The sequence below is a fragment of the Geothrix oryzae genome, assembly GCF_030295385.1.
GTDB lineage: Bacteria > Acidobacteriota > Holophagae > Holophagales > Holophagaceae > Geothrix > Geothrix oryzae.
On record NZ_AP027079.1, the window covers coordinates 2,767,789 to 2,780,562 of the forward strand.

A 12,774-nucleotide genomic window follows, 5' to 3' on the forward strand; every position below is an offset into this window, starting at 1 on the left:
CATGCCCGTCAAAGTCCCCTCCTCCCTGCCCGCCCGGGGCATCCTCGAGGCGGAAAATGTGTTCCTGATGGAGGAGCCCCGCGCCCTCCATCAGGACATCCGGCCGTTGCGCATCGCCATCCTCAACCTGATGCCCACGAAGATCGCCACGGAGACCCAGCTCCTCCGCCTGCTGGGCAACACCCCCCTGCAGGTGGAGGTCACGCTGCTCCACATGGCCTCCCACGAGGCCAGGAACACGCCGGCGGAGCACCTGCTGGAACACTACGCGTCCTTCGCGGAGGTGCGCCACCAGGCCTTCGACGGTCTCATCATCACCGGCGCCCCCGTGGAGCAGCTGCCCTTCGAGGCGGTGGACTACTGGCCCGAGCTCACCGAGCTGCTGGACTGGGCCGGCACGAATGTCTTCTCCAGCCTCTTCATCTGCTGGGGCGCCCAGGCCGCGCTCTACCGCTATTACGGCATTCCAAAACACCCCCTCCCCGAGAAGAAGTTCGGCGTCTTCCCCCACCGCCTGAAGGTGCGCCATGAGCGCATCGTGCAGGGGTTCGACGATGTCTTCTTCGCGCCCCACTCGCGCCACACGGAGACCCGCCGGGAGGACATCCTGGCGGAGCCCCGGCTGACCCTCCTCGCCGAGTCCGACGAGGCCGGGGTCTACATCGTCCAGTCCACGGATCGGCGCCAGGTCTTCGTCACGGGCCATTCGGAGTACGACTCGGGCACCCTCCAGGGCGAGTACGCGCGGGACCTCCGGAGAGGCCTGCCCATCGGCCTTCCACGGAACTACTTCCCGGACGACGACCCCGCCCGGGAGCCCCTGGTCCGCTGGCGGGGGCACGCCAACCTCCTCTTCTCCAACTGGCTGAACCACTGCGTCTACCAGGAGGCGCCCTACGACCTGGGCACACTCCCCGCGAAAGGAGGGCAGGCATGAGCCTGAAGGTCCTGAAGTTCGGCGGCAGCTCCGTGGGCAGCGCCGAGGCCTTCCGCCGCGCGGCCGCCATCGTCTCCGAGGAGCTGCCCGCGGGCGGCCTCGTGGTGGTCTCGGCCCTGCGCGGCACCACCGACCGCATCCTCGAGGCGTGCGCCGCCGCGGGGGGAGGTCAGCTCCCCAGTGCGCGGGAGCATCTGGTCGCCCTGCGGGACCGGCACCGCCAGGTGGCCTCCGAGCTGGGCCTCTGGACCGAGGTCCGGCCGACCTGGACGCCCCTCCTCGACCGGCTGGACCGGCTGCTCACGGGCATGGCCATGCTGGGCGAGGCCACGCCCCGGGGTCGGGACGCCGCCCTGGCCGTGGGCGAGACGCTGTCGGCCCACCTTGCGGCCGCCTGCTTCGGCGGTGCCTTCCGCGAGGTCCGCGAGGTGCTGCGGACGGATGCCCGCTTCGGCAAGGCCCGGCCCCACCTGGCGGCCCTGCGCACGGCGGCGGCCCCCTGGCGCGAGGCCCTGGAGGCCGGAGGCCTCTGGGTCACCCAGGGATTCCTCGGCATCACGGCGGAAGGCCACACCACCACCCTGGGCCGGGGGGGATCCGACACCAGCGCCACCCTCTTGGGCGAGGCCCTGGGGGCCGAGGAGGTTCAAATCTGGACCGATGTGGATGGCGTGCTGACGGCGGATCCCAGCCTGGTCCCCGGCGCCCGCCCCATCCCCCAGATGAGCCTGGGCGAGGCCGAGGCCCTCAGCGCCTTCGGGGCGAAGGTCCTCCACGCGGATTCCCTGGCCCCCGGCGCGCGGGCGGGGTTCCGCCTCGTGGTCGCCAACACCCTGCGGCCCGGCGCCTCCCGCACGGAGATCCTGCCGGTGCCGCCGCTCCGTCCCCCCGGCGCCGTCACCTCCGTGGCCTACAAAGAGGGAATCAGCCTGTTGCGCTTCCCGGCCTCGGCCGGACTCGAACCGCCGCTCAAGGCCGCGCGCAGCCTGGAGGAAGCCGGTGCCCTGCGCTTCGGGCTGATCGCCAGCCCCGCGGGCACCCTGCTGGCGGTGAGACCGGAGACCCCAGCCGCCGCCGAGGTACTTGGGACCCTCGCCGCGTCCGGTCTCGCCTGCGAATCCGGCTGGGCCGTCGTGGCCCTGGTGGGCGAGGGCCTGCGGGCCGATCCCCTGGCGGCCCTGCGCCACCTCGCGGCCCTGGGCCCAGAGCCCGTGGGTGGCCTGCTGACGGGCAGCAGCACCGTCTCCATCGCCTTCCTCGTGCCCGAGTCCCGGCTGGGGGACCTCATCCCCCGCCTGCACGACCGCTGCGTGGATGGCCAGCCCCCGCTCCGGATCCCGGAGCGCCAGAAGACCGGCTGACCCGGTTTAACCCTGCCGCAGCAGCCAGGCCGTCAGGCGCAGGTGGAAATCCTCGGGATGTTCCAAGTCGGTCTCCCGCAGGCGGGCCGGATGGGCGGGATCGGCCAGCACGAGGGGGATCGCATCCACCAGGTTGGGCAGGCGATGGCCATCCGGCAGGGACCAGAGGGCCCCCCGGCCCTCACCCTCCCTCAGCTCCGACGCATGCCGCCGGTCGCCCTGCGTCTCGCAGCCCATCGCTTTCTCCTGTGAATCCTAAAAGATAGGCCGCCGAACCCCCCGCGCCACCGGGCGGCATCCGGCCTCCTCCGGATCTGGCACCCTCTTGGAAGGGAGGTCCCATGACCCGCACCATCCTCATCACCGGCGGTTCCCGCGGCCTGGGTCGCGCCTGCGCGCTGCACCTGGCCCGCACGGAGTCAGCCCATCTGATCCTCCTCGGGCGGGACGCCGCGGCGCTTGCCGAGGCCGCCGCCGCCGTCCGGCAGGCCGGCGGCACGGCGGAAACCCACGAGGCGGATGTGACGGACCGCACCCGCCTGGCGGCCGTGGCCAAGGATCTCGGCCCGGTGGACGGGCTGCTGGCCGCGGCGGCCATCTCGGGCATGACGCCCGTCGACGGCGACTCCGACGCCTTTTTCGACCAGATCCTCGCCGCGGATCTGGCGGGGCCCTGGAACACGGTGCGGGCCTTCCTCCCCCGCATGGGGCCCGGCGGGCGCATCGTGCTGGTGGCCAGCGTCCTGGGCCGCTTCGGCGTGCCGGGCTACGGGGCCTACTGCGCCGCCAAGCACGGCGTCCACGGGCTCGCCAAGGCCCTGGCCCTCGAACTCATCGACCGGGGCATCGTGGTGAATGCCGTGGCCCCGGGGTGGGTGGACACGGACATGGCCCAGACCGGCCTCCGCCAGATCGCCGCCGCCACCGGGCAGACCGAAGCGCAGACGCGGGCCCAGGCCGAGGCGGCCGTGCCCGTGAAGCGGTTCTTCCAGCCGGAGGAGATCGCCCACGGCATCGCCTGGCTGCTGGATCCCGCCAACACCATGCAGGTGGGGCAGTGTCTCAACCTCGATGGGGGCGTGATCCAGGTGTGACTTTTTCGGCGGCGCCTCTGACGCGACCGCCCCGTGGAATGTACATTTCCCCCTGCGCGGATGCATCCCCGCGAGAACAGGGGAATGCCATGAGATCGCTCTCGGAATGCCCTGCCGCCTCCCTGGCCTGGCGGCGGGGAGGCTACTCGCCGCCCGACTTCGCGTTGCAAGCGAACGGCGAGACCTTCGCCACCCTCACCTTCCTCGATGGGGAACATACGCTGGCCCGCGTCGAAACGGCCGAAGGCTCCTGGACCCTCAAGCACCTGGGTCTCCTGGCCCCGGCCGTGACCCTGCGCGAGGAGGGCGAGAAAACGAACCTGGCCACCTTCCATCCCCATGCCCTCCGACACGGGAAGCTCGAATTCCTGGACGGGGCCGTCTTCGACTGGACCTGGCATCCCGATGGCGGGGCCTTCCTGGATCCCGGGGGCGTCGCCCTGGTCCGGCTCCATGCCTACCCGGGACGGGATCTCACCTCGCCCGCGGGACTGGAGCGTTGCGATGTGGATCTGAACCTGACCTCCTTCGCCCGGTTCAGGCACGCGCTGCTTGCCGCCTTCGGCTGGTATCTGGTCCTCTTCGACCACCAGAAGGAGCGCGACGCCATGGCCGCGGAGACCGCGCTGCGGCTGTGAGGGGATGAGATCAAGTCCGGCCGCCCCTCCCGGGCCCTCCGGAGGGGGGCCTGAGGGGGGATCGGTCGCGACGGGAACGGCCTATTTCGTCCGTACCGGATAGGGCGGACGCTGCAGCTTCTGCGGCGGGTTCTTCTTCAGCTCGGCCTTCATCAGGTCGATGGCCTTCTCCAGCTGGGGATCGCGGCCGGCGATGATGTCCTTGGGCAGCTGCTCCACCTCGATGTCCGGCGCCACGCCTTCGTTCTCCACCACCCAGCCCTTCTCGGTCCAGATGGCCAGGTTGGGGGCGGTGATGGTGCCGCCGTCCATGAGCGTGGGGAAGCCCAGGATGCCCACGAGCCCCCCCCAAGTGGGCCGGCCCACCAGGGGCCCCAGGCCGAACTTGCGGAACATCCAGGGCAGCAGGTCGCCCCCGGAGCCGGCGGTCTCATCCACCAGCATGACCTTGGGACCCTGGATGGAGGCCTGGGGTGACTTCAGGTCCTGGCCGTAGCGCATGGCCCACATGGCGGTGAAGGGCCGGCGGAGCAGGTCGATGTAGTAGTCCGCCACCTGGCCGCCGCCGTTGTAGCGCTCGTCGATGATCACGGCCTCCTTCTGCGCCTGGGGATAGAAGTAGCGCTTGAAGTAGGTGTGGCCCAGGGTGGTGGTGTTCGGCACATAGACATAGGCCACGCGGCCCTCAGTGGCCGCCTGGACCTTGCGGAGGTTCCCCTCCACCCAGTCCCGGTTGCGCAGGCCCACTTCGCTTCCCACCGGCACCACGCTGACCGTCCGCGCATCCTTGCCCGCGGGATCGCTGCCCACGGTGAGTTCCACCAGCTTGCCGGCCGTGTTCTCGAACCGGGCGTAGAGGTTCTCGGGCGCCTTCAGGTCGCGACCATTCACCGCCAGCAGATAGTCGCCCGGCTTCACATTCACGCCCGGCTCCGTGAGGGGCGAGCGCAGCTCGGGGCTCCAGTTCAGGCCGCCGAGGATCTTCGCGAACCGGTAGCGGCCGTTGGCCACCTCCAGATCCGCGCCCAGCAGGCCGCCCGGGACGGGCTTGCCGGCATCGGGCAGGTCGCCGCCGCCGCCGCGGTGATGGCCCACGGCCAGCTCGGAGCACATCCACTGGATGACCCGGTTCAGGTCGGCCCGCGTGCCGAGATCGGGCAGGAAGGCCGCGTACTTGGCCTTCATGGCCTTCCAGTCCGCGCCGTGCATGTTGGGGGCGTAGAAGAAGTCACGGTTGATGCGCCAGACCTCATCGAGGATCTGGGCCCATTCCTGCCGGGGCTCCACCTTCACCTGCAGGCCTTCCAGCGCCACCTTGCCCTTGCCGGGCTCGGGCTTGCCGGCGGTGGGGATGATCGTCACCGCGTCCCGCAGCCGGTAGAGGGCCTTCTTGCCGTCGGCGGAGAGGCCGTAGCCATCGGCCTTTTCCACCAGCACGGTCTCCTCCCGCTTCTTCAGGTCGAAGCGGCAGAGGGCCATGGACTCGCTCCGGTTGAAGCGGTTCGCGCCGCCGGTCTGGCGGAGGTAGAAGAGCGTGCCGGCCTCGCCGGCCTGCAGGTCCGTGAAGAAGGCCGTCTTGGCGGCTTCGATGGGCACGATGCGCTCGGCCAGGCCGTCGAAATCGATGCGCACCTTCACCTCGGCCTTGGCGCCCTTCTTGTCCTCGGGCTTGCCGTTCTTCTCCTCGGGCTTGGCAGCTCCGCCCTCCTCGTCGCTCTCCTTGGCCAGGGGCGACGGGGTGTCCTTGGCCAGCACCATCAGGTAGAGGTTCCCCCGCATGAGGGCATCGGCATTGGACTGGGCGAACCAGTCCCGCACCGGCCCGGCGTCCGTGCTGGCGGTGAAGTAGAGGTACTTGCCGCTGCGGTCGAAGACCGGGTCGCTGGCGTCGGCCAGGCCGTCGGTCAGGGCCGTCGATTTGTCCTCCTCCACCGCGTACACATGGATGCGCAGCATCCCGGATTCCGTGTTGCGGGTGTAGGCCAGGAACCGGGAATCCGGTGACCAGCTGTGGTTGAGGGTGGGCGCGGGCGTGTAGAGCACCTCGCTGGAGACGGCCTTCACGGCGCCGGTGCCCAGGTCGAGGATCCGCAGCGCGAGGGCGTTGTCGGTGTAGGCGATCTTCTTCCCGTCCGGCGACCACTTGAGGTTGTCGTAGAAACCCGCCCCCTTCAGGGCGAACGACCGCACCTCGCCCTTGCCATCCTGCGCCTGGACCTTGAGGGCGTACTCGCCCCCGGCGTCCGACAGGTAGGCGAGGGACTTCCCGTCCGGGGACCAGGCGGGGTTCCGTTCGTGGGTTCCCGGCGCGTTCGTCAGGTTGCGCGCATCCCCCTTCTCCGCCGGAACGCTCAGGATCTCGCCCCGGTATTCCACCGCCACCCGGCTGCCGGAAGGCGAGAGTTCCAGGTTGCTCGCCCACTTCGCACCGGTGGCCCAGCGGCTCCGGGCCTCAGGCAGGTCTGCCGCCACGGCCACCTTCAGGCGGGTGCTCTGGCCGGTGGCTGGATCGAACCGATGGAGCCAGCCCGCCTGCTCATAGACGATCCGGCCCGCGCCGTGGCTGGCGGCCAGGATGGGGAAGTCCGCATGCGTCGTCAGCTGCGCGACCGCCTTCGTGGCCAGGTCGTAGCTGAAGAGGTTGAATTCGCCCGCCCGGTCGGACACGAAGTAGACCTTCCCGCCGATCCACATGGGGTCGATGTCGTTGCAGCGGCCCTCAGGTTGGGGAATCTGGACGACCTCGTGGTCCTTGACCCGGTAGATCCAGAGCCGCGAGGCCGTGCCTCCGCGGTAGTGCTTCCACTGGCGGAAGGCATCGGACAGCGGGTTGTAGACGATGTGGCTGCCGTCCGGCGAGTACGAGGCCCGGGCCGCGTTGGGGATGGGCAGCTGGGTGGGCATGCCCCCGGCGAGGGGCACCGTGAACAGCTGGGTGTAGCGCGTCGTATGCACCGAGCGCCCCGAGGTGAACAGCACGGCCCGGCCGTCCGGCGTCCAGTCCTGCACCACATCGGCGCCCGGGTGCCAGGTGAGGCGCCGGGGCTCGCCACCAGCCGCGGGGATCACCCAGACATCGGCATTCCCCTCCAGCGCCGTCGTGTAGGCGATCCAGGTCCCATCGGGGCTGAAGCGGGGCGTGCCCATGCAGCCGCCGCGGGTGGTGAGGCGCTTCGCGGCCCCACCGTCCGGGGCGCAGGTCCACAGGTCCCCCGCGTAGAGGAAGGCCACCTGCCGGGCGCTTACGGCAGGCTGGGCCACCAGCCGGGTGTCCTGGAGGTCCACGGCGGGGAGCGGCTGGACGAGGGCCGCGGCCATCACCAGGGCCAGGGGGTTCAGGGAGGAAGGTCGGCGGGTCATGGGTCCATCCATAAGAAGACGAGGCATGATGGGAAGACCCCTCCACCATGCCTCCCGCCTTCTCCCGGGTCAATGACCCCGGGCTGGAGTCAGCCGGCCCTCAGCCGAGGAACCCCTTCAAGAGGTTCATGACATTTCCCCCTTCGGGCAGGTTGCCCTCGGGGCTGAGCTTGTCCACCACCTGGGGCAGGAGCCCGGCCAGACCCGAGGCGGCCTCCTCGTGGGACACGCCCAGCTGACCCGCCAGCTGCTGCAGCTGGTCGGAGCCCAGGGCATTCTGGATGTGCTCGGCGCTGATGGGCTGGTTCGCGCCCGTGCCGATCCAGGACGCCACCTGGTCCCCCAGACCCTTCTCCTGGAACTGGGCCAAGAGACCCTGAATCCCCCCGGGGTGATTCTGGATGAGGCCCATGACCGCCCCCATGAGGGGGTTGTTGCCCTGCGCCTGGCCGCCCTGCCCCAGCAGGCCACCCACCATGTCCAGCAGACCCATGACGCCCTCCTTGGTTGTCGGAGCCTCAAGGATCGGTTGGATCGGGGGCCGGGCAAGCCTCCCCGAAGCGATTCAAATGATTCTCCGTCCATTCGTTGACGGGGGTGCCCGGCCGGCGTAGGGTTGCACCGCACCCCATCAAAACGGAACGGAGGCTCCATGCTCCACCTCATCTGGACCTGCATCATCGGTCTCATCGCGGGCGCCGTGGCCAAGCTGCTCATGCCGGGCAAGGATCCCGGCGGGTGGATCATCACCATGATCCTCGGCATCGCCGGCTCCTTCCTGGGCACCTGGATCGGGCGGGCCGTGGGTCATTACCAGGAAGGCCAGGGGGCCGGCTTCCTGATGTCGGTGGTGGGCGCGGTGATCCTGCTGGGCGCCTACCATCTCTTCAAGAAGTTCACGGCCTGAGATGGGCCCACTGCAGACCCTGGCGGCCATCCTCGGCCTCTCCACCGTCTCTGGCATCAACCTCTACCTCACGGTGCTGCTCGTGGGCGCGGGGCAGCGCTTTGGCTGGATCCACGGCCTGCCCGCAGATCTGACGATCCTGAGCCATCCCGTGGTGCTGGCCGTCGCGGGGCTCCTCTTCCTGCTGGAGTTCCTGGCGGACAAGGTGCCCTTTGTCACGCCCGTCTGGGACGGGCTCCACACCTTCATCCGCCCCCTGGGCGGCGCCCTCCTGGCCCTGGGCGCGGCGGGGGAGCTGCATCCCGTGGCCAAGGTCGTGGCCCTGCTGGCGGGCGGCACCATCGCCCTGGGCACCCACGGCAGCAAGATGGGCGTCCGGCTCCTGGCCCACACCGCGCCTGAACCCGCCAGTCACAGCATCCTCAGCGTGGCGGAGGATGTGGGCGTGGCCGCCCTGTTGGCCCTGGCCTACAGCCACCCGGCCCTCGCCCTCCCGGTGCTCGGGGCGGTGCTGGTGGCCACGGCCTTCCTCCTGCCCCTGCTGCTGAGGGCCCTGGCCTTCGTGCTCACGGGTTTCCGCGGCGCGCTGCGCGCCCTGTTCGGCCAGGGGAACCGGGACGAAGTCCCCACCTGGGTCGAGCTGAAGGCCCTGGAGCTGACCCCGGGGGGGGCCGCTGGAATCCTGCCCTGCTACGCCCGCCGGGTGAGGGGGGTGCCGCGGCTCGGGGCCGCCTACCTGGTCTGGGCCGAGGGGCGCTGGCACCTCGTCTACCGCCGCTGGTTCCGCGCCCGCCACCTGGCTTTCGACGAGGCGCCGGGACCCGTGCGCGTCTTCCCGGGTTTCCTCTGGGATGCCGCCGTGTTCCTTCGGGACCGGAAGCCCCAGGTCGTGCTCGTCGGGCGCGACTGGCGGCACGCGCTGCCCGCTGCCGCCCCCACCGCCTGAAGCCTGGACGGGGTCCTCAGGCGACAGATATCCAACGACCAGGGGGTGAGTATCATTCTCTTCGCCCCCTGGCGGGCGTCCTCCGTTCCACCTGCAATCCATCGGGGTTCTTTCACATGCATCGAGCGTTGCCTTCCCTCACCTTCTGCCTGGCCGTCCCCGCACTCGTGGCGGCCCCGCCCAAGGCCAGCCCGGCCCCGGCTAGCCTGGCCCCGGCGGTGCACGGCCTCGACCTGGCGGGCATGGACCGCTCCGTGGCCCCCGGAAACGACTTCTTCGCCTACGCCAACGGGGGCTGGGTGAAACGGACGGAGATCCCGGCGGACCGGGGCTCCTTCGGCGTCGGGCACGAGGTGGCCGACCTCACGGACCGGCGCACGGCCGCCCTCATCCGGGCCGCGGCGAAGGCCAAGGCCCCGGCCGGGTCCGAGCGCCGCAAGATCGGGGACTATTTCACGAGCTTCATGGACGAGAAGGCCATCGAGGCCAGGGGGCTGACCCCCCTCCAGCCCGCGTTCCAGGCCATCGGCGCCATCCGGGACCGAAAGGACCTGGCCCGCTACCTCGGCCGCACCCTGCGGGCCGATGTGGATGTGCTGAATGCCACCCACATCGACACCGCCAACCTCTTCGGTTTGTGGGTGGCCCAGGATCTGGACGAGCCCACCCGCTATGCCCCCTTCCTCCTGCAGGGCGGCCTGGGGATGCCCGAACGGAGCTACTACCTCGATCCTGCCGAAGGCATGGCGACCGTCCGCGCCCAGTACCGGGCCCATGTGGCGGCCATGCTGAAGCTCGCAGGCCTGTCGGACAGCGAGCGACGGGCGGCGGCCGTGATGGACTTGGAGACCCGCATGGCCAAGGTCCACGCCAGCCGGGAGGACTCGGGCGATGTGCTGAAGGGGAACAACCACTGGAAGCGGGCCGAGTTCGGCACCAAGGCCCCCGGCCTGGACTGGGAGACCTTCTTCGCCGCCGCGGACCTGAAGCAGCCTGAGGTGTTCGTGGTCTGGCAACCCGGCGCCTTCACGGGCCTCTCCGCCCTGACCGCGGAAGTCCCTCTCGACACCTGGAAGGACTACCTGACTTTCCACGCCCTCCAGCACCGGGCCCGGGTGCTCCCCAAGGCCGTGGCCGACCAGTCCTTCGCCTTCTACGGCCGGGTGCTGAGCGGCGCCTCGAAACCCCGGGAGCGCTGGGTCTACGGCGTGGCCCTCACGAACCAGGCCCTGGGCGAGGCCGTCGGCAAAGCCTATGTGGCCAAATACTTCCCGCCCTCTGAGAAGGCCCGGGCCCAGCACATGGTGGCCAAGATCAAGGACGCCTTCCGCGCCCGCATCGAGGCGCTGACTTGGATGTCGCCCGCCACCAAGGCCAAGGCCTCGGCCAAGCTGGATGCCCTCAAGGTCGGCGTCGGCTACCCCGACCGCTGGCAGGACTACCGCGGCCTCCAGATCGTGGCCGGCGATGCCTTCGGGAACGCCGAGCGCGCCGAGCGCTTCGAGTACGCCCGGAACCTGCGCAAGCTGGGCCAGCCCATCGACCGTACTGAGTGGGTGATGACGCCCCAGACCGTGAATGCTGTGAACCTGCCCGTCATGAACGCCCTCAACTTCCCGGCGGCCATCCTGCAGCCCCCCTACTTCGACCCCAAGCGCCCCATGGTCATGGACTACGGCGCCATCGGGGCCGTCATCGGCCACGAGATCAGCCACAGCTTCGACGACTCGGGCTCCCTCTTCGACGCCACCGGCAAGCTGAACAACTGGTGGACGCCGGAAGACCTGAAGCATTTCCAGGCCTCCGCCGACCAGCTGGTGGCGCAGTTCGACGCCTACGAGCCCTTCCCGGGCCTCCACATCAAGGGCCGGCAGACCCTCGGCGAGAACATCGCGGATGTGGCGGGCCTCGCCGCCGCCTATGACGCCTACCGCCTGTCCCTGGGGGGCCGGGAGGCGCCGGTGGTGCAGGGCCTGACCGGGGACCAGCAGTTCTTCCTCAGCTACGCCCAGAGCTGGCGCGAGAAGGCCCGCGAGCCCCTGCTCCGCCAGCAGATCCTCACGGACGGCCATGCCCCCGCCCCCTTCCGCCCCGCCACGGCGCGGAACCTCGATGCCTGGTACCCGGCCTTCCAGGTGAAACCCGGCCAGGCCCTCTATCTGGCCCCCGCGGACCGCGTGAAGATCTGGTAGGAGGACCCGATGCCTCTTCTTGATTCCAGCCGCAGCATCCTCGTGGTCATCGACCTGCAGGGCAAGCTCGTCCACATGGTGCAGCGCCCGGCCCTGGTGCTGGAGGCCACCCGGCGCCTGCTGAGGCTGGCGGACCTCTTCGCGGTGCCCGTGGTGCTGACGGAGCAGTACCCCAAGGGCATCGGCCCCACGGAACCGAGCATCCGTGAGGCCTACGACGGGCTGTCCACCCCGACCTTCTTCCTGGAAAAGACGGCCTTCGGCTGCTGCGGGGACGCGGGCTTCGAGCCCCTCCTCCAGCGGGCCCGCCCCGGACTTCCCCCCGAGAAGCGCCAGATCGTGGTGGCGGGCATCGAGGCCCATGTCTGCGTGATGCAGACCGTGCTCGAACTCCTGGCCGCAGGGCACGAGGTGCACCTGTGCTGGGATGCGGTCAGCGGTCGGGGCGAGGAATACCGGAAGCATGCCCTGGACCGCATGGCCGCCGCCGGGGCCACGATCACCAACCACGAGTCCGTGGCCTTCGAGTGGGCCCGCGACAAGAACCACCCCCAGTTCAAGGCGCTGTCCGCGCTGATGAAGGAAGGGCAGCCCACTTAACCCGCCGCCTCAAAAGAAAAGATCTCTGCCACAAAGGGCACAAAGATCAGGCGGCCATCCTTTGTGACTTATTCATCTTTTCCATCTTCCACCTTGCGGTCTTCCCATTTCGGATGGTCATGACTGGCCCCACTGCTCGCATCCGCGGTCTTGCGGTTCCAGCCCTCTTTCCCGACTCCGGTCCTGTCTCCGTCCTGCTCTTCGGCGAGGCCCCAGGCCCCCGGGGGGCGGACCAGTCCGGCATCCCCTTCTGGGGCGATGGCGCCGGCATCACCGTCTACCGCGCCCTGGCCGCCACGGGCCGGGCCGAGGTGCCCGGGGCGGCCTGGGAGGACTGGGATGGTGCCCGCTTCAAGGCCCTGGGCCTGAGACCGAAGCTCCTCGGCACGGCCCTCAGCAACGCCTACCCCGCCTGCCCCACCAAGGATGGTGAGCATTTCCAGGCGCCTTCCAACAAGGACCTGCTGGCTCCCGCCAACCTCGCCCGGCTGGCGGCGGAGCTGGCCCGGGCCGCGGCAGGAAGCCTTTCGCCCCTGCGGGTCATCGCCTTCGGCAAGCGCGCGGAGTGGGTGCTCCGCCGCCTGCCGGAACCCCCTGTCTTCGACCTCCAGGCCCTGCCGCATCCCAGTGCCCAGGGCCTGCTGCAGGGGGCACCCAACCGCGGTAAAGGAATGAAATTAGACGACTTGAGAATCGCCTGGCAGATGCGGCTCCAGACCCTGCTGGCCCCTTCTTAACA

General features: G+C 70.0%; 12 protein-coding genes. 9 read left to right on the top strand and 3 right to left on the bottom strand.

Annotation, left to right across the window (positions count from 1 at the left end):
- Position 1 precedes the first annotated feature (1 nt).
- Both metA and QUD34_RS12705 read left to right on the top strand, forming a co-directional pair.
- Positions 2-937, top strand: a complete 936-nt coding sequence (gene metA, locus QUD34_RS12700) for a homoserine O-acetyltransferase MetA (protein ID WP_286354079.1) — start codon at positions 2-4, stop codon at positions 935-937.
- Positions 934-2,298, top strand: coding sequence for an aspartate kinase (locus QUD34_RS12705; RefSeq protein ID WP_286354080.1), 1,365 nt, complete (start codon positions 934-936; stop codon positions 2,296-2,298). The genes metA and QUD34_RS12705 overlap by 4 nt, the downstream gene beginning before the upstream one ends.
- 6 nt (positions 2,299-2,304) lie before the next feature.
- On the opposite strand, the gene QUD34_RS12710 is transcribed toward QUD34_RS12705, so the two are convergent.
- Positions 2,305-2,535, bottom strand: coding sequence for a hypothetical protein (locus tag QUD34_RS12710; RefSeq protein WP_286354081.1), 231 nt, complete (start codon positions 2,533-2,535; stop codon positions 2,305-2,307).
- 104 nt (positions 2,536-2,639) lie between these two features.
- On the opposite strand from QUD34_RS12710, the gene QUD34_RS12715 reads away from it, so the two are divergent.
- Together QUD34_RS12715 and QUD34_RS12720 are read left to right on the top strand one after the other, a co-directional pair.
- Positions 2,640-3,392, top strand: a complete 753-nt coding sequence (locus tag QUD34_RS12715) for an SDR family NAD(P)-dependent oxidoreductase (RefSeq protein WP_286354082.1) — start codon at positions 2,640-2,642, stop codon at positions 3,390-3,392.
- Positions 3,393-3,481: 89 nt separating this feature from the next.
- Positions 3,482-4,030: a hypothetical protein gene (locus tag QUD34_RS12720; RefSeq protein WP_286354083.1), complete on the top strand. Its 549-nt coding sequence runs from the start codon at positions 3,482-3,484 to the stop codon at positions 4,028-4,030.
- A gap of 81 nt (positions 4,031-4,111) precedes the next feature.
- Here the strand turns inward: QUD34_RS12720 and QUD34_RS12725 are convergent, their stop codons facing one another.
- Positions 4,112-7,390 carry a S41 family peptidase gene (locus QUD34_RS12725; protein WP_286354084.1) on the bottom strand — a complete coding sequence of 1,093 codons (3,279 nt, stop codon included), beginning with the start codon at positions 7,388-7,390 and terminating at the stop codon, positions 4,112-4,114.
- Positions 7,391-7,490: 100 nt separating this feature from the next.
- On the bottom strand, positions 7,491-7,883 hold the full coding sequence (locus QUD34_RS12730; RefSeq protein ID WP_286354085.1) for a YidB family protein: 393 nt from the start codon (positions 7,881-7,883) through the stop codon (positions 7,491-7,493).
- A 159-nt stretch (positions 7,884-8,042) separates the two neighbouring features.
- Between QUD34_RS12730 and QUD34_RS12735 the strand changes: the two genes are divergently transcribed.
- The 5 genes from QUD34_RS12735 to QUD34_RS12755 all read left to right on the top strand — a co-directional run bounded on the left by QUD34_RS12735 (position 8,043) and on the right by QUD34_RS12755 (position 12,772).
- Positions 8,043-8,297 (top strand): GlsB/YeaQ/YmgE family stress response membrane protein, encoded by a 255-nt coding sequence (locus tag QUD34_RS12735; protein ID WP_286354086.1) that lies wholly within the window; start codon positions 8,043-8,045, stop codon positions 8,295-8,297.
- Position 8,298: 1 nt separating this feature from the next.
- Entirely contained in the window at positions 8,299-9,243 is a 945-nt protein-coding gene (locus QUD34_RS12740; protein WP_286354087.1) for a DUF4126 domain-containing protein, read from the top strand.
- Positions 9,244-9,359: 116 nt separating this feature from the next.
- Positions 9,360-11,435, top strand: coding sequence for a M13 family metallopeptidase (locus QUD34_RS12745; RefSeq protein ID WP_286354088.1), 2,076 nt, complete (start codon positions 9,360-9,362; stop codon positions 11,433-11,435).
- Between the two features lie 9 nt (positions 11,436-11,444).
- Entirely contained in the window at positions 11,445-12,035 is a 591-nt protein-coding gene (locus tag QUD34_RS12750; RefSeq protein WP_286354089.1) for an isochorismatase family protein, read from the top strand.
- 119 nt (positions 12,036-12,154) lie between these two features.
- On the top strand, positions 12,155-12,772 hold the full coding sequence (locus QUD34_RS12755; RefSeq protein ID WP_286354090.1) for a uracil-DNA glycosylase family protein: 618 nt from the start codon (positions 12,155-12,157) through the stop codon (positions 12,770-12,772).
- The last annotated feature ends 2 nt before the right edge of the window (positions 12,773-12,774 follow it).

What these genes read in the sequence shown, in the direction of transcription:
- metA (WP_286354079.1), top strand. Translation starts at nt 2, where the DNA reads ATGCCCGTCAAAGTCCCCTCCTCCCTGCCCGCCCGGGGCATCCTCGAG.
- QUD34_RS12705 (WP_286354080.1), top strand. Translation starts at nt 934, where the DNA reads ATGAGCCTGAAGGTCCTGAAGTTCGGCGGCAGCTCCGTGGGCAGCGCC.
- QUD34_RS12710 (WP_286354081.1), bottom strand. Translation starts at nt 2,535, where the DNA reads ATGGGCTGCGAGACGCAGGGCGACCGGCGGCATGCGTCGGAGCTGAGG.
- QUD34_RS12715 (WP_286354082.1), top strand. Translation starts at nt 2,640, where the DNA reads ATGACCCGCACCATCCTCATCACCGGCGGTTCCCGCGGCCTGGGTCGC.
- QUD34_RS12720 (WP_286354083.1), top strand. Translation starts at nt 3,482, where the DNA reads ATGAGATCGCTCTCGGAATGCCCTGCCGCCTCCCTGGCCTGGCGGCGG.
- QUD34_RS12725 (WP_286354084.1), bottom strand. Translation starts at nt 7,390, where the DNA reads ATGACCCGCCGACCTTCCTCCCTGAACCCCCTGGCCCTGGTGATGGCC.
- QUD34_RS12730 (WP_286354085.1), bottom strand. Translation starts at nt 7,883, where the DNA reads ATGGGTCTGCTGGACATGGTGGGTGGCCTGCTGGGGCAGGGCGGCCAG.
- QUD34_RS12735 (WP_286354086.1), top strand. Translation starts at nt 8,043, where the DNA reads ATGCTCCACCTCATCTGGACCTGCATCATCGGTCTCATCGCGGGCGCC.
- QUD34_RS12740 (WP_286354087.1), top strand. Translation starts at nt 8,299, where the DNA reads ATGGGCCCACTGCAGACCCTGGCGGCCATCCTCGGCCTCTCCACCGTC.
- QUD34_RS12745 (WP_286354088.1), top strand. Translation starts at nt 9,360, where the DNA reads ATGCATCGAGCGTTGCCTTCCCTCACCTTCTGCCTGGCCGTCCCCGCA.
- QUD34_RS12750 (WP_286354089.1), top strand. Translation starts at nt 11,445, where the DNA reads ATGCCTCTTCTTGATTCCAGCCGCAGCATCCTCGTGGTCATCGACCTG.
- QUD34_RS12755 (WP_286354090.1), top strand. Translation starts at nt 12,155, where the DNA reads ATGACTGGCCCCACTGCTCGCATCCGCGGTCTTGCGGTTCCAGCCCTC.